Genomic DNA, 19,609 nt, shown 5'->3' on the forward strand with positions numbered 1-19,609 from the left:
AATCCGAGGGCCACTCCATGAACCAGCACGTCCCGCCCGTCGCCGCCCGCCCGAAGGCGAAATTCCGGCCCCCGGCCATCCAGAAGGTCCGCGTCGCGGGCTTCTTCGGCCCGCGCATCGACACGATCGCGGCGACCACCGCCCACACCCTGCTCGACCGCTGCATCGATGCCGGCATGCTCGACCAGGTCGATCCCGAGCGCCCGAACCCGGGGCTGAAGATCCCGTATCAGGCCGGCAACGACACCGTCACGACCCAGATGTTCTGGGATTCCGACTTCGGCAAGAGCATCGAGACGGCGGCCTATGCCCTGTTCCGCAAGCCCGATCCCGCCCTCGAAGCCCGGATCGACGCGGTGATCGAGGCCTACGGGCGGCTTCAGGACGCGGACGGCTACCTCAATTCCTGGTATCAGCGGATCGAGCCGGGCAAGCGCTGGACCAACCTGCGCGACTGCCACGAATTGTACGATGCCGGCCATCTGATCGAGGGCGCGGTCGCGTATTACCAGGCCACCGGCAAGCGGCGCTTCCTCGACATCCTGGCGCGCTACGCCGACCACATCGCCGCGGTGTTCGGCCCGAAGGAGGGCCAGAAGCGCGGCTATTGCGGCCATCCCGAGATCGAGCTCGCCCTGATCAAGCTCGGCCGGGCGACCGGCGTGCAGCGCTATCTCGACCTCGCCCGCTTCTTCGTGGACGAGCGGGGCGCCACGCCCCATTTCTTCGACCTGGAGGCGCAGGCACGCGGCAGCGACCCGAAGGACTACCATTTCGGCAGCCACGAATACTCGCAGAGCCACGAGACGGTGCGCCGGCAGCGCCAAGTCGTCGGCCACGCGGTGCGCGCCGCCTATCTCTATTCCGGCATGGCGGACGTCTCGACCGAGTTCGGCGACGACAGCCTGAGGCCCGCGCTCGAAGCGCTGTGGGCCCACCTGACCGAGAAGAACCTCTACGTCACCGGCGGATTCGGCCCCTCCGCCCATAACGAGGGCCTGACCTTCGACTACGACCTGCCGAACGAGACCGCCTATGCGGAGACCTGCGCGGCGGTGGCGCTGGTGTTCTGGGCGAATCGCATGCTCGGGCTCGGCCCGGACCGCCGCTACGGCGACGTCATGGAGCGGGCGCTCTACAACGGCGCCCTCGTCGGCCTGTCCCTCGACGGAACGCGCTTCTTCTACGACAACCCGCTGGAGAGCCGGGGCGGCCACCATCGCTGGACCTGGCACCGCTGCCCGTGCTGCCCGCCCAACATCGCCCGGCTCGTCGCCTCGGTCGGCACCTACGCCTACGGCGAGGCCGAGGACGAGATCGCGGTCCATCTCTATTGCGAGAGCGTCGCCGACCTGGACGCCGCCGGCGCGAAGATCCGCATCCGGCAGGAGACCCGCTATCCGTTCGAGGGCCGCGTGGTCCTGACGGTCGAGCCGGACCGGGAGGCGGACTGGACGCTGTCGCTGCGCCTCCCGGGCTGGTCGCCGCAGGTCGCCGCCTCGGTGAACGGCGAGCCCGTGGATGTCGCCGCCCATGACCGCGACGGCTATCTGCGCCTGCGCCGCCGGTGGCGTGCCGGCGACCGGGTGGAGCTCGACATCGCTATGCCGGTGGAGCGGCTCCACGCCCATCCGCGGGTGGGGGCCAACCAGGGCCGCGTCGCCCTGCAGCGCGGGCCGCTGGTCTACTGCCTGGAGGAGGCCGATAACGGCGCCTTCCTGAACGCCGTGGTGCTGAAGGCCGGCAGCCGGTTCCGCTGCGAGGCGGCCGAGGATCTCGGCGGCGCCACCGTGCTGGTCGCGGACGCCGCGCGCGAGGCGGCATCGGACGCCGCGCCCCTCTACGCCCCGGAAGCACCCGCCCGGCGGGACGCGCCGGTGCGCGCGGTTCCCTACTACGCCTGGGACAACCGGGCCGAAGGCGAGATGCTGGTCTGGGTGCGGCAGGAGGATGCGCGATGAACGCCGTCTCGCCGATCGTCAAAGCGGCCTCCCGGGCCGCCGGCCTCGACCTCCGGGGCGTGACAAAATCCTTCGGCTCGGTGGACGTGCTGCACGGCATCGACCTGTCGATCGCCGGCGGGGAATTCGTGGTGTTCGTCGGCCCGTCCGGCTGCGGCAAGTCCACGCTTCTGCGGCTCATCGCCGGCCTCGAGGAGGTGAGCGCGGGGGCGATCACCATCGGCGGCCGCGACGTCACCGATCTCGACCCGTCGCGGCGCGGCATCGCCATGGTGTTCCAGAGCTACGCGCTCTACCCGCATATGAGCGTCGCCGGGAACATGGGCTTCGGCCTGAAGATGGCGGGCCGGCCGGCGGCCGAGATCGCGGCCACGATCCACGCGGCGGCCGACATCCTGCACCTGACCCCGCTCCTCGACCGGCGGCCCGGGCAGCTCTCCGGCGGCCAGCGCCAGCGCGTCGCCATCGGCCGCGCCATCGTGCGCGACCCGGACGTGTTCCTGTTCGACGAGCCGCTGTCCAACCTCGACGCGGAGTTGCGCGTCGAGATGCGCATCGAGATCGCCCGGCTTCACAGGAAGCTCGGCAACACCATGATCTACGTCACCCACGACCAGACGGAGGCGATGACGCTGGCCGACACGATCGTGGTGCTGCGCGCCGGCCGCATCGAGCAGGTCGGCGCGCCGGCCAGGCTCTACGACGACCCGGACAACCTCTTCGTCGCCGGCTTCATCGGCAGCCCGAAGATGAACGTCCTGCCGGCGCGCCGGGTCGCGGGCGGGGTCGAGATCGGCGGCCATGTCCTGGCCGCCCCGCCTTTGGCGAGCGCGCCGCCGGACGGGCCCGCGATCCAGCTCGGCATCCGCCCGGAACATCTCCGCCCGGCGCGCAGCGGCGAGCCGTCCTTGCCGTTCACCATCGAGGTCACCGAGTTCCTCGGGGGCACGACCTGGCTCTACGGCAAGGTCGCGGGCGACATCCCCCTGGTGATCGAGGGCCTGCGCGGCTCGACCCCGGTCGCCGGCACCCGGCTGGCCGTGACCGCCGACCCGGCCGACATGCGGCTGTTCGATCAAGCCGGGACGCGGCTCCGATAGGGGCGGCCTCCCCGGCCGCGAGCTCATGCGGCGCTGCGGAAGGCCGAGGGTGTCATGCCGACCGCGCGGGCGAAGAACCGTGAGAAATAGGCCGGGTCCCGGAACCCCAGCGCGTAGGCGATCTCCGAGACCGGCAGGGTCGAGTAACGCAGGCCGCGCTTGGCTTCGAGGACGATCCGGTCGGCGATGAGCTGGCCCGGCGTGGTCTCGGCGACCGCCCGGCAGGCCGCGCGCAGGCGGCCCGGCGTCGTGCCGAGCCGATCGCAATAGGTCCCGAGGTCGATGCCGGTCCGGAAGCTGTTCTCGACCTCCCTGCGGAAGCGGGCGACGATCCGCGTCTGGGCGGCGAGCTGCGTCGGCGCGCCCGCGCCGGCGTCGTGCATCAGCAGCGCCATCTCGATCAGGAGCAGCGTCAGGCGGGCCGCCACGGCCGCGCTCCGGGCCGGTGCCGCCCTGGATTGCTCGGCCCAGAGCGCCTCGATCGCCGCGTCGAGACGGCTCGGCAGCGGCAGCGCGAGGCTTCGCACCGAATCGAACAGGTCCGACAGGGCGGGCTCCTCGCGCGTCAGCGCGTGCAGGAACGTGTCCGAGACGGAGACGACCCGGCCGGCGCTGACCGTCTCGTAGACGAGGCCGTGCACGACGCGGGCCGGGATGATCAGCGCGCAGGGCGCCGCGAAGGCGGTCGCCTCCCCCTCGGCGGTCACGGTTCCATGCCCGTGCCGGATCAGGAACACCTGGTGCAGGTCGGCATGGGCGTGCGGCGTGATCCGCCAGGCCGCCGGCCGGCTGCGATCGTCCAGGTCTTCGACGTGCAGGAAGCGATCGTCGATCGCCCGGGGCGGCTCGCCGTAGAGGACATAGTGCGGGACGAGGGGTCTCGGCATCGGTGCGGCGGACGCGGGAATCGGCAGGAAAGTACAAGGGAATCGCGCGCGTCTCCATCCACACGGCCCGCCCGCCCCGGCAAGATGGCGCCGGAGACCGATCCGCAAGAGATCGGCACGAATCGGGAGGAACCATGCGAACGCAGGTGGCGATCGTCGGCGCCGGGCCGGCGGGCCTCGTGCTCGCGCATCTCTTGCGCGCGGCGGGCATCGAGAGCGTGGTGATCGAGCGCCGGACGCGCGACTACGTCGAGGGCCGCGTCCGGGCCGGGGTGCTGGAACAGGGCACCGTCGCGGCGCTCGCCCGGCTCGGTCTCGACCGGCGTCTGCGCGCCGAGGGCCTGGTGCATACCGGCACGAACCTCGCCATGGACGGGGGGATCGTTCGCATCGACATGGCCGACCTCACCGGCGGCGGTGCCGTCACGATCTACGGCCAGCAGGAGGTGATGCGCGATCTGTTCGACGCGGCCGAGACGCACGGGATGCCGATCGTCTTCGGGGCGGAGGACGTGCGCCTGCACGACATCGACGGCGCGTCCCCGTCCGTCAGCTACCGGACCGCCGCCGGCGTCCAACATCTCGCCTGCGATGTCGTGGCCGGCTGCGACGGCTCGCATGGGATCTGCCGGCACTTCGTCCCCGAGGCCGTCCGAAAAACCTTCGAGCGGGTCTATCCGTTCGGCTGGCTCGGCATCCTGGCCGAGGTGCCGCCGGCGGCCCCCGAGCTGATCTATGCCAGCCATGCCAACGGCTTCGCGTTGTCCAGCATGCGCTCGCCCACGCGCAGCCGCTACTACATCCAGTGCGGGATCGACGAACGGATCGAGGACTGGCCGGACGATCGCTTCTGGGACGAGCTGTGCCTGCGCCTCGGGCCCGAGATCGCCGCGGGCGTCGTGCGCGGGCCGGCCTTCGAGAAGAGCATCGCGCCGCTGCGCAGTTTCGTCGGCGAGCCGATGCGGCACGGCCGCCTGTTCCTGGCGGGCGACGCCGCCCATAGCGTGCCGCCCACCGGCGCGAAGGGCATGAACCTCGCCGTGTCGGACGTGCTCATGCTCGCCGAGGCCCTGGAGGATTTCTTCGTCCGGAATGACCAGTCCGGCCTCGACGGCTACTCGGCGCGGGCGCTGGCCCGAGTCTGGAAGGCCGAGCGCTTCTCCTGGTGGTTCACCGGGCTGACCCATCGCTTCCCCGAGGCGACCGGCTTCGACCGCCGCATGCAGGTGGCCGAATTCGCCTATCTGCGGACCTCGCGCGCGGCCCAGACGGCGCTGGCCGAGAACTATATCGGCCTGCCGCTCGATCCGGCCGCCGGACGGCCCTCGACGGAGGCGCGCGCATGATCCGCGACACGTCACCGGCCACCGACGTGCCGGCCCTGATCGATGCGAGCCCGATCTCGGGCCTGCAACGCCTGACCTTCGGCCTGTGCTTCCTGATCGTGCTGCTCGACGGGTTCGACACCGCCGCGATCGGCTACGTGGCGCCCTCGCTCATGGCCGAGTGGGGCGTGCCGCGGGGCGCGCTGGCGCCGGTGCTCAGCGCCGCCCTGTTCGGCCTCGCGCTGGGGGCACTCTCGGCCGGCCCCGTCGCCGACCGCTACGGCCGCAAGGCCGTCCTGGTCGCCGCCGTCGCGGAACTCGGGGCCGCCTGCCTCGCCTCCGCTGCCGCGGCGGACATCACGTGGCTGTGCATCCTGCGGTTCCTGACCGGCCTCGGCCTCGGGGCGGCGATGCCGAACGCCGTGACCCTGACCAGCGAGTACGTCCCGGGCCGCCGCCGGGCGCTGCTGATCAACCTGATGTTCTCCGGCTTCCCGCTCGGGGCGGCGTTCGGCGGCTTCCTGGCCGCCTGGATGATCCCAGCCTTCGGCTGGCGCAGCGTCCTGGTCCTGGGCGGCGTCGCGCCCCTGGTGCTGGCCCTGCTGCTCGGCACGCTCCTGCCGGAATCGATCCGCCACCTCGTGGCCCGCGGGGCGCCGGCGGAGCGCGTCGCGGCGATCCTGCGGCGGGTCGTGCCCGGCGTCGCCCCCGCCGGCCGCTACACCCTGGGCGAGGCGACACCCGGCGGAGCCGCCCCGGACGGGCCGGGCGGCCTGCGCCTCGTCCTGTCGCCGGCCTACGGCCTCGGCTCGGTGATGCTGTGGATCACCTATTTCTGCGGCCTCACGATCTTCTACGCCCTGGTCAACTGGATGCCGATCCTGTTCCGCGAGACCGGCCTCGATCCGCGCTCGGCGGCGCTGATCGCGGCCCTGTTCCCGCTCGGCGGCGTCGGCGCCGTCCTGCTGGGGGCGCTGATGGATCGGCTCGACGCCGACCTCGTGGTCGCGACGACCTTCGCGCTGACCGCGATCGCGGTGGCGCTGATCGGGCAGGCGGTCGGGCATCTCGCCCTGCTGATCCCGGCGGTGCTGGTCGCCGGCACCCTGATGAACATGGCGCAATCCTCGCTCCCCGCCCTCGCGGCGGCGTTCTACCCGACCCGGGGACGGGCCACCGGCGTGGCCTGGATGCTGGGGCTCGGCCGCTTCGGCGGCATCGCCGGCTCCTTCCTCGTCGGGGGCTTATCCGACTGGAGCCTGAGCGCGACCTTCGCGGTCGTGGCGATCCCGGCCGTGCTCGCCACCCTGGCCATCGTCGTCAAGCGCCTCGCCGGCGGTCGCCCAAGCCAAGTGCCCACCGCGCCGGCCGAAGCGCTCGGCCACTGACAGACCCGCCCCTCGTCGCCACCCGCCGGACAGGAGGATTCTCATGCCGGATGCCAGACCCTACAGAGCCGAGGATCCGGGCCAGCCGCCCTCGCTGTTCCCGCCCTATCGCTCGACGGCCCTGCGCAGCCCGCGCCAGCCGCTGGTGCGCGTGCCGCAGACGCTGACGGAGATCACCGGGCCGGCCGGCACCTGGGAGGCGCTGATGGGGCCGGCGCTCGCCGACCTCACCCGCCACGCGCGCGGTTCCGGCGAGGCGATCGGGCAGCGGATCATCGTCTCCGGCCGGGTGCTCGACGAGGATGCCCGGCCGGTGCCCGACACCGTCGTGGAGATCTGGCAGGCCAACGCCGCCGGGCGCTACATCCACCGCAACGACCAGTGGAACGCCCCCCTCGATCCGAACTTCACCGGCACGGGCCGCGTGGTCACGGACGCGCAGGGCCGCTACCGCTTCACCACGATCCGGCCCGGCGCCTATCCGTGGGGCAATCATCGCAACGCCTGGCGGCCGGCCCATATCCACCTGTCGCTGCTCGGCCCCGCCTTCGCGACCCGTCTGGTGACCCAGCTCTACTTCCCCGACGACCCGCTCATCGAGATCGATCCGATCGCCAACGCCGTGCCGCGGCCCTACCGGAACCGGCTGGTGGCGCGGTTCGACATCGACACGACCGCGCCGAACCACGCCCTCGGCTACGTCTTCGACATCGTCCTGCGCGGGCGCGACGCGACGCCCTGGGAGCCCTGAGATGACCGACGATGCCATCGGCCTGCCCCGCAACCCGGACCCGCGGCCCGACAACCAGGATCCGGCCCTGTTCGGCCAGACGCCCTGGCAGACGGTCGGCCCGTTCTTCCATTACGGCCTGCCCTGGAAGGGCGGTGCCGATCTCGTCGGCGGCAGCGACATCGGCGCGCGCACCGACCTGTTCCCGGAGGAGCACGACGTCCTCCATCTTGCGCCGCCGCGCGGGCCGGTGCGGGGCAAGACCATCGCGCTCGTCGGTACGGTGCGCGACGGCGAAGGCCGGCCGGTCCCCGACGCGATGATCGAGATCTGGGGCGCCAACGCCGCCGGGCGCTATCACGGGGCGGCCGACGACCGCGAAGACGTCGCGCTCGACCCCGGATTCATCGGGTTCGGCCGGGCGGCGGTCAGCGCCGAGGGCAGCTTCCGGTTCCTCACGGTCAAGCCCGGCCCGGTGCCGATCCAGGTCGGCGGCAACCGCTGGCAGGCGCCGCACATCGCCGTCGGCGTGTTCGGGCGCGGCCTGATCAAGCGGCTCGTCACGCGCGTCTACTTCGCCGATGCCGACGGGAATGAAGAGGATCCGATCCTCGCCCGCGTCCCCGAGGCGCGCCGGCACACCCTGATCGCGCCCCGCATCGGCGCGGATCCGCCGACCTACCGGTTCGATATCGTCCTGAGCGGCGAGGGCGAGACCGTGTTCTTCGCGCTATGACCTTCTCCGCCCTCGATTCCAGCCTGCTCGGACCCCTCTTCGCCACCGCGGCGATGCGCGCCGCGTTCTCGGACGCCGCGCGCCTCGCCGCCATGCTGCGGGCCGAGGCGGCCCTGGCGCGCGCCGAAGCGGAGGCGGGCCTCGTTCCGGCCGCGCTCGCCGACGCCCTCGACGCGATCACGCCCGCGGCCCTCGACCTGGACGCGCTCGGCGCCGGCACCGCGCTCGCGGGCGTGCCGGTGATCCCCTTCGTGTCGGCGGTGCGCAAGCTTCTGCCGGCGGATCTGGAATCGGGCTTCCACAAGGGCGCCACGACCCAGGACATCGCCGACACCGCCCTGGTCCTGCAGATGCGCGACGGCCTCGACCTGATCGCGGCCGAGAGCGCCGCGGTGCTCGCCGGCCTGCGGCGGATGGCGGCTGCGCATCGCGCGACGCCCTGTGCCGGCCGCACCTACGGCCAGCACGCGGCGCCGATCAGCTTCGGCTACAAGGCGGCGACCTGGGCGCTCGGCCTCGCCGAGGTTTCCGCACTCTTGCCGGAGCTGCGCGGACGCCTGCTGACCGCCTCGCTCGGCGGCCCGGTCGGCACGCTGGCGGGCCTCGGCGCGCAGGCGGAGGCCGTGGCTCTGTCCTACGCCGGGCATCTCGGCCTCACGCCGGAAACCGTGGCCTGGCACAGCCGCCGCGCCCGCATCGCCGAGGCCGGCGCCTGGCTGGCGCGGCTGCTCGGCAGCCTGGCGAAAGTCGCAGGCGACGTCGTCCACCTCGCCTCGACCGAGGTCGGAGAGGTGGCCGAGCCCTACGTGCCGGGCCGGGGCGGCTCCTCGGCGATGCCGCACAAGCGCAACCCGGTCTCGGCCACGGTGATCCTCGCCGCCTTCGGCGCCGGAAAGGGCCATGCGGCCACGCTGCTCGACGCGATGGCGAGCGCCCACGAGCGCGCCGCCGGCCCCTGGCACGCCGAATGGCACGCCCTGCCGCAGCTCTTCGGCCTCGCCTCGGGCGCGCTGCGCGAAGCGCGCGGTCTCGCCGAGGGCCTGGTGATCGCGCCGGACCGCATGGCCGCCAACCTCGACCTCACCCGCGGCCTGCTCTTCGCCGACGCGGCGGCGGCGGCCTGCGCCCGGACGCTCGGCGCCGGGGCGGCCCACGCCCTGGTCGAGCGCGCGGCCGGCGAGGTCCGCGACACCGGCCGGGACCTGCGCAGCGTCCTGGCCGGGATGCCGGAGACCAACGGCGTCGCCCTCGACCGCGCCTTCGACATCGCGCGCCCGGTCGCCGCCGCCGCCGCGGCGACCGACCGGGCGGTGGCGCAGCTCGACCGGCTCGCCGCCCGCCTCACCCCTTCGACCCCGGAGCCGACATGCCCCTGATCCCCGTCAACGGCCTCGACATCGCCTACGACCTCACCGGCCCGAGCGGCGCGCCGGTGGTCGCGTTCTCGAACTCGCTCGGCACGACCCGGGCGATGTGGGACGGCGTGGCCGCTCGCTTGCGCGGGCGCTACCGGGTGCTGCGCTACGACACACGCGGCCACGGCGCCTCGGCCACCCGCGATGCGCCGGCCGAGATCGCCGACCTCGCCGGCGACCTTCTGGGCCTGCTCGACGGGCTCGGCATCGGCCGGGCCCACCTCGTCGGTCTCTCGCTCGGCGGCATGACGGTGCAGGCTCTGGCCGCCGCAGCGCCGGACCGGGTCGCGAGCCTGACCCTGATGGCGACCGCGGCCTACATGCCGAGCGAGGCGAGCTGGAACGAACGGGCCGCCACGGTGCGGGCGCAGGGCACGGCGGCGATCGTCGACGCGACGCTCGGGCGCTGGTTCACGCCGGGCTTCGCCGAGCGGGCGCCGACGGTGGTGGGGCCGATCCGGGAGGCGTTCGCGGCCTGCGGCCGGGCCGGCTACGCGGTCGCCTGCGGGGCGATCGGCCGGATGGACCTGCGGCCGATGCTCGGCCGGATCACGGCGCCGACGCTGGTGATCGCCGGGCGGGACGACCCGGCGACGCCGCCCGCGATGGCCGAAGAGATCTGTGCAGGCATCCCGCAAGCGGAACTGGTGCTGATTCCGCGGGCCGCGCACCTGCTCGCGGTCGAGCACCCGGAGGCGGCCGCGGCCCATCTCCTGGGCTTCCTCGACCGCCATCGCGGAGCGGCCGCTCCGACCGGCGCGATGCCATTCGAGACCGGCCTCGCCAACCGCAAGGCCGTCCTCGGCGAGGCGCATGTCGAGCGCGCGCGCGCCAGCGCGGGCGCCTTCGCCGGGCCGTGGCAGGATTTCATCACCCGGACCGCGTGGGGCGAGGTCTGGGGCGACCCGCGTCTGCCGTGGAAGACGCGCTCGCTCGTGACCCTGGCGCTGATGGTGGCCCTGGGGCACGAGGAGGAGTTCAAGCTCCATCTCCGCCCCGCGCTCGCCAACGGCGTCGATCCGGAGGAATTGCAGGCGCTGCTCCTGCAGATCGCGATCTACGCCGGCGTACCGGCCGCCAACGGTGCGTTCCGCTGGGTGCGGGACACGCTGGGAGCCGATGCGTCCGGGGTCCCGACGACCTGAGAGGCATGGGCCCGGGCGGCCGGACGTCCACGCCGACGCGGATCGATCCGGCTGACGCGGACCGCGCCGGTTATCAGGGGTGCCGGCGGTCCGTTTCGGATCACCGGGCAAAAATATGCGGCCATCCACTAGACGACCGGTCTAATCTGGCCTATCTCAGCGTCATGCCACGCCCCAACGCACATACCGACACCCGGCAGGAGATCCTCGACACCGCCTACGGCCTGGTGGGCGCGAAGGGGTTTTCCGGGGTGGGGCTCAACGAGATCCTGGCTTCGGCCAAGGTACCGAAAGGGTCGTTCTACCACTATTTCGGCTCGAAGGAGGCTTTTGGCGAGGCGCTGCTCGACGATTACTTCGAGAGCTATCTCGCCGATCTCGATACGACCCTGGCCGAACCGGGCCTGAGCCATGCCGAACGGCTGATGAACTATTGGCGGAAATGGCAGGCGACGCAAGGCAGCGTCGACTACCAGCGCAAGTGCCTGGCGGTGAAGCTCGCCGCTGAGGTCTCGGACCTCTCCGAAACCATGCGCCTCGCCCTCAAGGGCGGGACCGCCGGGATCATCGAGCGGCTGGCGCGGGCGATCGAAGCGGGTGCCGCGGAGGGCTCGCTCACGGTCGCGGGCGAGCCGCATGAGACCGCCGAGACGCTCTATCACGTCTGGCTCGGCGCGAGCCTGATGGCGAAGATCGTGCGGACCGACGCACCGTTCGAAGCCGCGATCGCGACGACCCGGCAGATCCTCGGCCTTTCCTCACGCTGACCCGAGGGAAGACCGAGGCAGCCGGACCATGCGGGCCTGTGCCCGAACCTGAGACGACTGGTCTACTCAAGACCGATCGACGGCACCTTGCCCGGACGGGCAAGCGACCGGAAACCCAGAAGGAGAAAGCTCATGCCGTACAGCAGGATAATGTTTGCCCTCCCCTGCATCCTTCTCACCGGGTTGGGGTCGGCCCCGCTCGGGATCCCCGCCGCCTCGGCGCAGGAGAGGATCACCCTCGAGTCCATCGGCGCCGTCCGCATGGCCAGGCTCGACGCGGTCAGACGCGCGGACCCGGAGGTTCAGCCGGCGACGACGAGGCCGGCACGCGCGCAGAGCGCGGAGCGCCCGGCGAAGGCGCGGTGACGCCGCCACGCCTTCCGCACACCACCTGATATCCGCGCGGACCGGTCGACCGATCCGACGCCGGTACGCCCAACCCGATCATTCCGAAGAACCACGGAGAGCGACGATGAAGATCCTGATGGTGCTGACCTCCCACGACCGGCTCGGCGACACGGGCCGGAAGACCGGCTTCTGGCTGGAGGAGCTCGCCGCGCCCTATTACGTGTTCAAGGATGCCGGCGCGGAGATCGTGCTCGCCTCGCCCCTGGGCGGCCGGCCGCCGCTGGACCCGAAGAGCAGCGAGCCGGATTCCCAGACCGACGCGACGCGCCGGTTCGAGGCGGACGGGGAAGCCGTATCGGCGCTGGCGAACACGACCAGGCTCGATGCCGTCACCCACGAGACGTTCGACGCCGTGTTCTATCCGGGCGGGCATGGTCCGCTCTGGGACCTCGCCGAGGACCCTGTCTCGATCACGCTGATCGAGACGACGCTCGGGGCCGGCAAGCCGGTCGCCCTGGTCTGCCATGCCCCCGGCGTCCTGCGCCACGCGAAGTCCCCCGACGGGACGCCGCTCGTCCAGGACAAGTCCGTCACCGGCTTCGCGAACACCGAGGAGGAGGCCGTGGGCCTCACCCAGGTGGTGCCCTTCCTGGTCGAGGACGCGCTTCGGCGGAACGGCGGCCGGTTCTCCAAGGCGGCCGACTGGGCGCCGCACGTGGTGGCCGACGGCCTGCTGATCACCGGCCAGAACCCGGCCTCGTCCGGGCCCGCCGCCGAGCGTCTCCTCGCGCATCTCGCGAACGGCTGACCGCACCGTCATCCGTCCCTGAACACCTCCGACCGGGCAGCCGCGCGGTCGGGGGCCGCCCCCGGGCCGCCGGCCCGACGGACGCCCGGTTCGACCCGGCGGCTTCCTGCCCTCCGGCATTCATCGTGAAGGACACCGACCCATGGCCACCGACATGATCTTCTCGGACGCGACCCGACTCGCCGAACTGATCCGCACCCGCCAGGTCTCGCCGGTGGAGGTCGTGCAGGCGCATCTCGACCGCATCGCGGCGGTCGACCCCAAGGTCAACGCCATCGTCACCGTGGCGGAGGGGGCACTCGACGCCGCCCGCGCGGCCGAAGCCACGGTCCTGGCCGGCGGTGAGCTCGGCCCCCTGCACGGGGTGCCGTTCACCGTGAAGGATTCCATCGACACGGCAGGTGTGTTGACCCAGCGCGGATCGCCGATCTTCAAGGGCCGCATCCCCGAGGCGGACGCCACGAGCGTCGCCCGCCTGAAGGCGGCCGGGGCGATCCTGCTGGCCAAGACCAACCTGCCGGAATTCTCCTACTGGATCGAGAGCGACAACCTGCTCAGCGGCCGGTCGAACAACCCGTGGGACCTGGAACGCACGCCCGGCGGGTCGAGCGGGGGCGAGTCGGCGGCCATCGCGGCGGGGATGTCGCCGCTCGGCCTCGGCACCGATCTCGCCATCTCGGTCCGGGGGCCGGCCGCGCAGACCGGCATCGTCGCGCTGAAGGCGACCCACGGCCGGGTGCCGATGACGGGGATCTGGCCCCGGGCACCGCGGCGGTTCTGGCATGTCGGCCCGATGGCGCGCTCGATCCGGGACTTGGCCTTGGCCTTCTCGCTCCTGTCAGGCCCCGATGGCGAGGACGGCTACGCGTCCCGCACCGTCATGGGCGATGCCGGTCTGGGCTCTGCGGCCGCCCGGCCGCTGCGGGTGGGCTGGCTGGTCGAGCCCGGCTTCGGCCCGATCGATCCCGAGGTCGCCGCGACCGTCCAGGCGGCGGCCGAGGCCCTCAAGGGCGCGGGCTGCACCGTGGAGGCGGTGCGCATCCCGGCGCTGGAGCGCGACTTCGCCCTCGACGTGTTCAACAAGCTCCACGTCATGGAGATGAAGCCGGCCTTCCGGGAGGCGACCGCCGGGCGGAGCCGGGACGAGCTCTACACGATGGCCAGGACCATGCTGGCGCTCCCCGACACGTCGATGGAGGACTACATCGCGGCCGAGCAGGCGGCGGAGCGGCTGCGGGACGGCTACGCCGACTATTTCCGGCGCTACGACGCGCTGATCACGCCGGTCCTGCCGATCCCGGCGCACAAGCACGGCGTCACCAGCTTCGTCATCAACGGCCAAACCGTCGACGCCACCTACCTCCAGGGCGCGACCGTGCCGCTCAACGTCACCGGCCTGCCCGGCCTGTCGATGCGGTTCGGGACGAGCGGCGACGGACTGCCGATCAACGTCCAGGTCGTGGCCGGCTGGCAGGCCGAGTCGACGATCCTGCAGGTCGCCGCGCTGCTCGAGACGCTGAGCCCCGTCCGCGACCTGCATCCGAGCCTTTAGAGCACTCGCTGCCGAGGTGGGTACCAGTTCGGCGGCGAGCGAGCGCGTCGAGTCGATGCGGGGATGCCGGAGCCGGTGTCAGCCCGGCATGGAACGGTGCGGGCCGCTCCAATCTTGGTTCCGCAGGTCGGTGGGCCTCGCGGAGGCTGATCGCCGGCTTGGACGTATGAGGCGCAGCGGCCGTCACGCCGAGCGCCCGAGGACAGGGAGAACGCCGATGCCGACCTATGCCATCTCGACCGCGAAGGACCTCACGGCCGAACAGCGCGCCGGGATCGTGGCGAGCATCACCGCCATCCATGCGGTGGAGGCGACCGCGCCGCGCTACTTCGTGCAGATCATCTTCAACCGGGTCGAGCCCGGGTCGATCTTCATCGGCGGCGAGCCGGCTTCCCCCGATCACGTCTGGGTGCGCGCCGACATCCGGGCGGGCCGGACCCGGGAGCAGAAGGCCAGGATGCTCCGGCGCATCATGGCGGAGACGAGCGGGATCCTCGGCATCTCCGAGCAGGACGTGTGGGTCTACATCTCGGACATCCCGGCGCTAAGCGTCCTGGAATTCGGCCACGTCCTGCCCGAGCCGGGCGAGGAGGAGCAGTGGCTCGCCGCGCTGCCCAGCGCGTTGCGTGAGAAGCTCAGGCAGGCGGCCTGATCCGAAGAGGCGGAGGGCCGGTGCCGCCCGGCCGCGTCCCCCGCGTCAAGGCGCGAGAAGCGGGCTCAAAAGCCCGCTCCGGCCCGTCGCCCGGCGCCTACGGCAGGGCGCCGATCATGCCCTTGGCCTGGCTCATGGTGTTCTCGCAGGCGCGCTTGTCGCCGTGCCGGTCCTCGTCGGCCGCACGCAGGATGAGGGTCTTGGCGACAGCCATGTGATCGGCCGTCGAGATCGTGGCGGGATCGCTCGGGGCGTCGAGGCGGGCGGCGGTCACGCCCCGCGGCGAGCCGGTGCTGAGCGTGTGGCCCGCCTGAAGGCCGCCGACCTGGACGGCGCCGGGGCTGTCGAGACGGCGCTCGATGGTCGCGATCTGCTCGGCGCAGGAGGAGGCCAGCGCCGGAAGCGGCACCAGCGCGAGGGCCAGGGTCGCAAGGGTGATTTCGAGGCGCATCGCAAGGACTTTCGGCGCGGTGGCAGCATCGCGGTTCCGCTCGGCGAGCGTTCGACCCGATGCAGTCCCTCACGCGGCGATGCGAAGGTAGCGCGTGTTCAACCGCCCGATCCGGCTTATGTTGCAGCGCAACACGAAATGCCGGGCAGGCCTGCGTTTTGGCGCGCAGGCGATAGTTCGCTCGATCGCGGCCGAAGATCGGGCTGGGAAGGCCATGAAAGGAAAAGGGGTCGCCCCGCAAGGCGGCGACCCCTCCCCTCCGAGCGGCGACGCGTCGGCTACGGAGCCGACCGGTCATCCGGTCCCGCTCAAGCCGCGTCCGGCATGCGTTCGAGGAACTTGTCCAGGGTGAGCGGATAGTCCCGCACGCGGATGCCGGTGGCGTTGTAGACCGCGTTCGCCACCGCCGCGCCGACGCCGCAGATGCCGAGCTCGCCCACGCCCTTGGCCTTCATCGGCGAGGACATCGGATCGACCTCGTCGAGGAAGATCACCTCCTGGTGCGGGATGTCGGCATGGACCGGCACCTCGTAGCCGGCGAGGTCGTGGTTGGCGAAGAAGCCGCGCTTCGTGTCGACGGCGAGTTCCTCCATCAGGGCCGCGCCGGTGCCCATGGTCATGCCGCCGATGACCTGGCTGCGGGCCGATTTCGGGTTGAGGATCCGCCCGGCCGCGCAGACCGCCAGCATGCGCCGCACCCGGATCTCGGCCGTATCCGCATCGACCCCGACCTCGACGAAGTGGGCGCCGAAGGTCGATTGCTGCTGCTTCTTGGCAAGGTCGCCGAACTCGATCGTGTCCTCGGCGGACAGGGCGCCCTGGGCGGCGGCCTCGCCGAGGGGCACCGCACGGTTCCCGGCACGCACCGCCCCGTCGGCGAACACGGCGTCGGCGGAGTTGATGCCGAGCCGCTGCGCCACCGCCTCCCGGAGCTTCACGCAGGCGGCGTAGACGCCGGCCGTCGACGAGTTGGCGCCGAACTGCCCGCCCGATCCCGAGGAGACCGGGAAGTCCGAGTCGCCGAGCCGCACCACGATCTTGTCGAGGGGCAGGCCCATCATCTCGGCGGCGGTCTGGGCGATGATGGTGTAGCTGCCCGTGCCGACATCGGTCATGTCGGTCTCGACCGTCACGGTGCCGGACCCGTCCAGGCGTACCCGCGCGCCGGATTTCAGGACCATGTTGTTGCGGAAGGCGGCGGCCATCCCGAGGCCGACGAGCCACTGGCCGTCCCGGACCTGGCCGGGCCGCGGGTTGCGCTTGGCCCAGCCGAACGTGTCCGCGCCGAGCCGGAGGCATCCGACGAGGTCGCGGTGGGAGAACGGGCGCTCCGGCGCCTGCGGATCGACCTGGGTGTCGTTGCGGATCCGGAACGCGACCGGGTCGAGCCCCAGCTTCTCGGCCATCTCGTCCATGGCGACTTCGAGTACCATCAGGCCGGGCGCTTCTCCGGGCGCGCGCATCGCATTGCCCTCGGGCAGGTCGAGATGGGCGAGCTTCATCGCGGTCAGGCGGTTGGCGCCGGCATACAGGAGCTTGGTCTGGCTCACCGCCGTCTCCGGATCGCCGTCGGGGAGGTTCCCGGAGGTGCTCTCGTGCGCGATGGCCGTGATCGTGCCGTCCTGGGTCGCACCGATGCGCACGCGCTGGATGGTGGCGGGCCGGTGCGTGGTGTTGTTGGCGATCAGCGGGCGGGTCAGCGCCACCTTCACCGGACGCCCGGCCGCCTTGGCGCCGAGCGCGGCGAGAACCGCATCGGCGCGCACGAACAGCTTGCCGCCGAAACCGCCACCCACGTAGGGCGAATCGATCCGGACGTTCGCCTTGGGGATCCCCAGGATCTTGGCGATGCTGCCGTGGCCCCAGGCGATCATCTGGTTCGAGGTCCAGAGCGTGAGCTTGTCGCCGTCCCAGGCCGCCACCGTGGCGTGGGGCTCCATCATCGCGTGGCTCTCGTCGGCGGTGGTGTAGGTCTCGTCGAGGGTGACCGGCGCCTGCGCGAAGGCGCCCTCGAAGTCGCCGACCCGCTCCTCGCCGTCGCCGCCGCTGCCCTCGCCGCTGTCGCTCGGGACCGGCGGCGCGCCCTTCGCCTCGGCCGCGAGGTCGAACTTGCCGGCCTCGGCGGCGTAGTCGACCTCGACCAGGAAGGCGGCCGCCCGGGCCTGCTCGAAGGTCTCGGCCACCACCACCGCGATGGCCTGATGGTAGTGCTGGATCGCGTCGCCGCCGAACAGGTAGGCGGTGTTCATCGTGCCGCGCTCGAGCCGCGGGGTCTCCAGGGTGGTCACGACGGCCAGCACGCCGGGGGCGCGCTTCGCGTCCTCGACGTGGATCGCACGGACGCGGCCCTTGCTGATGCCGGAGCCGAGCACGTAGCCGTAGGCCTGGTTCGGCACGACGTCGTGGCGCTCGTAGGCGTAGGGCGCGGTGCCGGTGGTCTTGTACTTGCCGTCGATCCGGTCGGTCGGCTTGCCCACGACCTTGAGCTGGTCGATGGGGTTCTGGCCGGCGGGGGTGTCGAACTTCATGGCTCAGGCCCTCGCTTGGTTCAGCGCCGCACCGAGGGTCCGCTCGGCGAGCTTCAGCTTGTAGGCATTCTCGTGGGTGGGCTTGGCCCCGGCGAAGACCGTCTCGGTCACCGCCTTGGCGCCGCGCGGCAGATCGGCCTCCGCCGCCTCCACCCGCCAGGGTTTGTGCGCCACCCCGCCGAAGGCCACGTGCCCGGTTCCGTCCTTGCCGAGGATGGCCGCCACCGAGACCAGGGCGTAGGCGTAGGAGGCCCGGTCCCGGACCTTGCGGTAGATATGCGTGCCGGCCACCGGCCTGGGCAGCGTCACCGCGGTGATGAGCTCGCCGATCTTGAGCGTCGTGTCGATCTCGGGCTCGTCGCCGGGCAGGCGGTGGAATTCCGCGATCGGGATCCTGCGCGCGGTGCCCTCGGCGTCGACGGTCTCGACGGTGGCGTCGAGGACGCGCATCGCCACGGCCATGTCGCCCGGATGCGTGGCGATGCAGGCGTCGCTGCCGCCGATGACCGCGAGTTGCCGGCTGACCCCGTCGAGGGCCGAGCAGCCGCTGCCGGGACGGCGCTTGTTGCAGGCCTGGGCGGTGTCGTAGAAATACGGGCAGCGGGTCCGCTGAAGCAGGTTGCCGGCCGTCGTCGCCTTGTTGCGCAGCTGGCCCGAGGCGCCCGCGAGCAGGGCGCGCGACAGCACCCCGTAATCCTTCCGGACGCGGGCATCGGCGGCCAAGTCGGTGTTGCGCACCAGCGCACCGATGCGCAGGCCGCCCTCCGGCGTCGCCTCGATTCGGTCGAGACCGAGCCCGTTCACGTCGACGAGGTGGGCGGGGGTCTCGATCTGCAGCTTCATCAGGTCGAGGAGATTGGTCCCGCCGGCGATGAACTTCGCCTCCGGCGTGCGGGCGACCGCGGCGGCGGCCTCGGCGGGCGTGCCCGGGCGCTCGTAGGTGAAGGACCTCATGCCTGCCTCCCGGCGACCGCGGTCATCGCCTCGACGATGTTGGAATAGGCGCCGCAGCGGCAGATGTTGCCGCTCATGCGCTCGCGGATCTCGGCCGCGCTCACCTCAATCGGCGCGTTGAGGTCGGCTGTGACGTGGCTGGGGATGCCGGCCTCGATCTCGGCCAGGACGGCGACGCCGGAGCAGATCTGGCCCGGCGTGCAGTAGCCGCACTGGTAGCCGTCATGCTTGACGAAGGCCGCCTGCATCGGATGCAGGTTGTCCGGCTGCCCCAGTCCCTCGATGGTGGTGATCTCTGACCCCTGGTGCATCACGGCGAGGGTCAGGCAGGCATTGATGCGCCGGCCATCGACGATCATCGTGCAGGCGCCGCACTGGCCGTGGTCGCAGCCCTTCTTGGAGCCGGTCAGGTGCAGGTGCTCGCGCGCGGCATCGAGCAGGCTGGTGCGGATGTCGAGGTCGAGCTCGCGCCGCTGCCCGTTCACGGTCAGGCCGACCTTCGCCATCACCGGCGCGTCGGCGACCCTGTCACGTCGACTCATATCGCGGTCTCCAGGTCGTCCCATCCAAGTCGTCCCATCATGGTCTCCGAACCTGTTGCGGGAGATGGCGGGCCGGGGCCCCTCCATCGATAGCGGAATGCCCAGGGCGACACGAGCACCTTGGATACGCTCCAAGGTATCGCGCCGACGCCCGGGGATGAGTGGGTCAAATCGGCCTGGGGCTATGAGCGCAGCTCATGGACGCGGCGCGTTTGCCGGTCGCCGCATCGGGCTCGGTCGGCCGGACGGGCGCTCCCGCCGACAGCCGTGGCGCCGGCAGAATGTATCGACCGGCATACGGACCGGGTGACCACAGGCTT

At 71.9% G+C, this 19,609-nt stretch carries 18 protein-coding genes; 12 read left to right on the forward strand and 6 right to left on the reverse strand.

The genetic code is table 11. From position 1 onward, the window contains the following. The first annotated feature begins 17 nt into the window (after positions 1-17). Entirely contained in the window at positions 18-1,961 is a 1,944-nt protein-coding gene (locus MKL11_RS32320; RefSeq protein ID WP_243951355.1) for a glycoside hydrolase family 127 protein, read from the forward strand. Continuing rightward, entirely contained in the window at positions 1,958-3,061 is a 1,104-nt protein-coding gene (locus MKL11_RS32325) for an ABC transporter ATP-binding protein (RefSeq protein WP_243951357.1), read from the forward strand. Before MKL11_RS32320 ends, MKL11_RS32325 begins: the two co-directional genes overlap by 4 nt. Positions 3,062-3,084: 23 nt before the next feature. On the opposite strand, the gene MKL11_RS32330 is transcribed toward MKL11_RS32325, so the two are convergent. Beyond that, complete coding sequence (locus MKL11_RS32330) at positions 3,085-3,948, reverse strand: helix-turn-helix domain-containing protein (protein ID WP_243951359.1); 864 nt, start codon at positions 3,946-3,948, stop codon at positions 3,085-3,087. A gap of 134 nt (positions 3,949-4,082) precedes the next feature. On the opposite strand from MKL11_RS32330, the gene pobA reads away from it, so the two are divergent. From pobA to MKL11_RS32365, 7 genes are all read left to right on the forward strand, one after another. Further along, positions 4,083-5,294, forward strand: a complete 1,212-nt coding sequence (pobA, locus tag MKL11_RS32335) for a 4-hydroxybenzoate 3-monooxygenase (RefSeq protein WP_243951362.1) — start codon at positions 4,083-4,085, stop codon at positions 5,292-5,294. Continuing rightward, a complete protein-coding gene (locus tag MKL11_RS32340) occupies positions 5,291-6,661 on the forward strand; it encodes an MFS transporter (protein ID WP_243951364.1) in 1,371 nt (456 codons plus the stop codon). The genes pobA and MKL11_RS32340 overlap by 4 nt, the downstream gene beginning before the upstream one ends. Before the next feature lie 43 nt (positions 6,662-6,704). Continuing rightward, complete coding sequence (pcaH, locus tag MKL11_RS32345; protein ID WP_243951367.1) at positions 6,705-7,412, forward strand: protocatechuate 3,4-dioxygenase subunit beta; 708 nt, start codon at positions 6,705-6,707, stop codon at positions 7,410-7,412. Between the two features lies 1 nt (position 7,413). Next, positions 7,414-8,127, forward strand: a complete 714-nt coding sequence (gene pcaG / locus MKL11_RS32350; protein WP_243951369.1) for a protocatechuate 3,4-dioxygenase subunit alpha — start codon at positions 7,414-7,416, stop codon at positions 8,125-8,127. After that, the gene (locus MKL11_RS32355) at positions 8,124-9,503 is read left to right on the forward strand and encodes a lyase family protein (RefSeq protein ID WP_243951371.1); all 1,380 of its coding nucleotides are present in this window, start codon (positions 8,124-8,126) and stop codon (positions 9,501-9,503) included. The genes pcaG and MKL11_RS32355 overlap by 4 nt, the downstream gene beginning before the upstream one ends. Then, positions 9,494-10,687 (forward strand): 3-oxoadipate enol-lactonase, encoded by a 1,194-nt coding sequence (gene pcaD, locus MKL11_RS32360; RefSeq protein ID WP_243951373.1) that lies wholly within the window; start codon positions 9,494-9,496, stop codon positions 10,685-10,687. The genes MKL11_RS32355 and pcaD overlap by 10 nt, the downstream gene beginning before the upstream one ends. 164 nt (positions 10,688-10,851) lie before the next feature. Further along, complete coding sequence (locus MKL11_RS32365) at positions 10,852-11,454, forward strand: TetR/AcrR family transcriptional regulator (protein ID WP_243951376.1); 603 nt, start codon at positions 10,852-10,854, stop codon at positions 11,452-11,454. A gap of 62 nt (positions 11,455-11,516) precedes the next feature. Here MKL11_RS32365 and MKL11_RS32370 read toward each other — a convergent pair whose 3' ends face one another. After that, positions 11,517-11,717, reverse strand: coding sequence for a hypothetical protein (locus MKL11_RS32370; protein WP_243951377.1), 201 nt, complete (start codon positions 11,715-11,717; stop codon positions 11,517-11,519). A gap of 209 nt (positions 11,718-11,926) precedes the next feature. On the opposite strand from MKL11_RS32370, the gene MKL11_RS32375 reads away from it, so the two are divergent. The 3 genes from MKL11_RS32375 (at position 11,927) to MKL11_RS32385 (ending at position 14,814) form a co-directional block, all read left to right on the forward strand. Further along, the gene (locus MKL11_RS32375; protein WP_243951379.1) at positions 11,927-12,610 is read left to right on the forward strand and encodes a type 1 glutamine amidotransferase domain-containing protein; all 684 of its coding nucleotides are present in this window, start codon (positions 11,927-11,929) and stop codon (positions 12,608-12,610) included. Positions 12,611-12,752: 142 nt separating this feature from the next. Then, a complete protein-coding gene (locus MKL11_RS32380) occupies positions 12,753-14,162 on the forward strand; it encodes an amidase (protein ID WP_243951381.1) in 1,410 nt (469 codons plus the stop codon). A 217-nt stretch (positions 14,163-14,379) separates the two neighbouring features. After that, entirely contained in the window at positions 14,380-14,814 is a 435-nt protein-coding gene (locus MKL11_RS32385; RefSeq protein WP_243951383.1) for a tautomerase family protein, read from the forward strand. 97 nt (positions 14,815-14,911) lie between these two features. Here MKL11_RS32385 and MKL11_RS32390 read toward each other — a convergent pair whose 3' ends face one another. From MKL11_RS32390 to paoA, 4 genes are all read right to left on the reverse strand, one after another. Continuing rightward, a complete protein-coding gene (locus MKL11_RS32390) occupies positions 14,912-15,265 on the reverse strand; it encodes a hypothetical protein (RefSeq protein ID WP_243951385.1) in 354 nt (117 codons plus the stop codon). A gap of 308 nt (positions 15,266-15,573) precedes the next feature. Next, entirely contained in the window at positions 15,574-17,793 is a 2,220-nt protein-coding gene (gene paoC, locus MKL11_RS32395; RefSeq protein ID WP_243951387.1) for an aldehyde oxidoreductase molybdenum-binding subunit PaoC, read from the reverse strand. 3 nt (positions 17,794-17,796) lie between these two features. Next, the gene (locus tag MKL11_RS32400) at positions 17,797-18,747 is read right to left on the reverse strand and encodes an FAD binding domain-containing protein (RefSeq protein WP_243951389.1); all 951 of its coding nucleotides are present in this window, start codon (positions 18,745-18,747) and stop codon (positions 17,797-17,799) included. Beyond that, positions 18,744-19,289 carry an aldehyde dehydrogenase iron-sulfur subunit PaoA gene (gene paoA / locus MKL11_RS32405; protein ID WP_243951391.1) on the reverse strand — a complete coding sequence of 182 codons (546 nt, stop codon included), beginning with the start codon at positions 19,287-19,289 and terminating at the stop codon, positions 18,744-18,746. Before paoA ends, MKL11_RS32400 begins: the two co-directional genes overlap by 4 nt. Between the last annotated feature and the right edge of the window lie 320 nt (positions 19,290-19,609).

The sequence above is a fragment of the Methylobacterium sp. J-077 genome, from assembly GCF_022829365.1.
Taxonomy (GTDB): domain Bacteria; phylum Pseudomonadota; class Alphaproteobacteria; order Rhizobiales; family Beijerinckiaceae; genus Methylobacterium.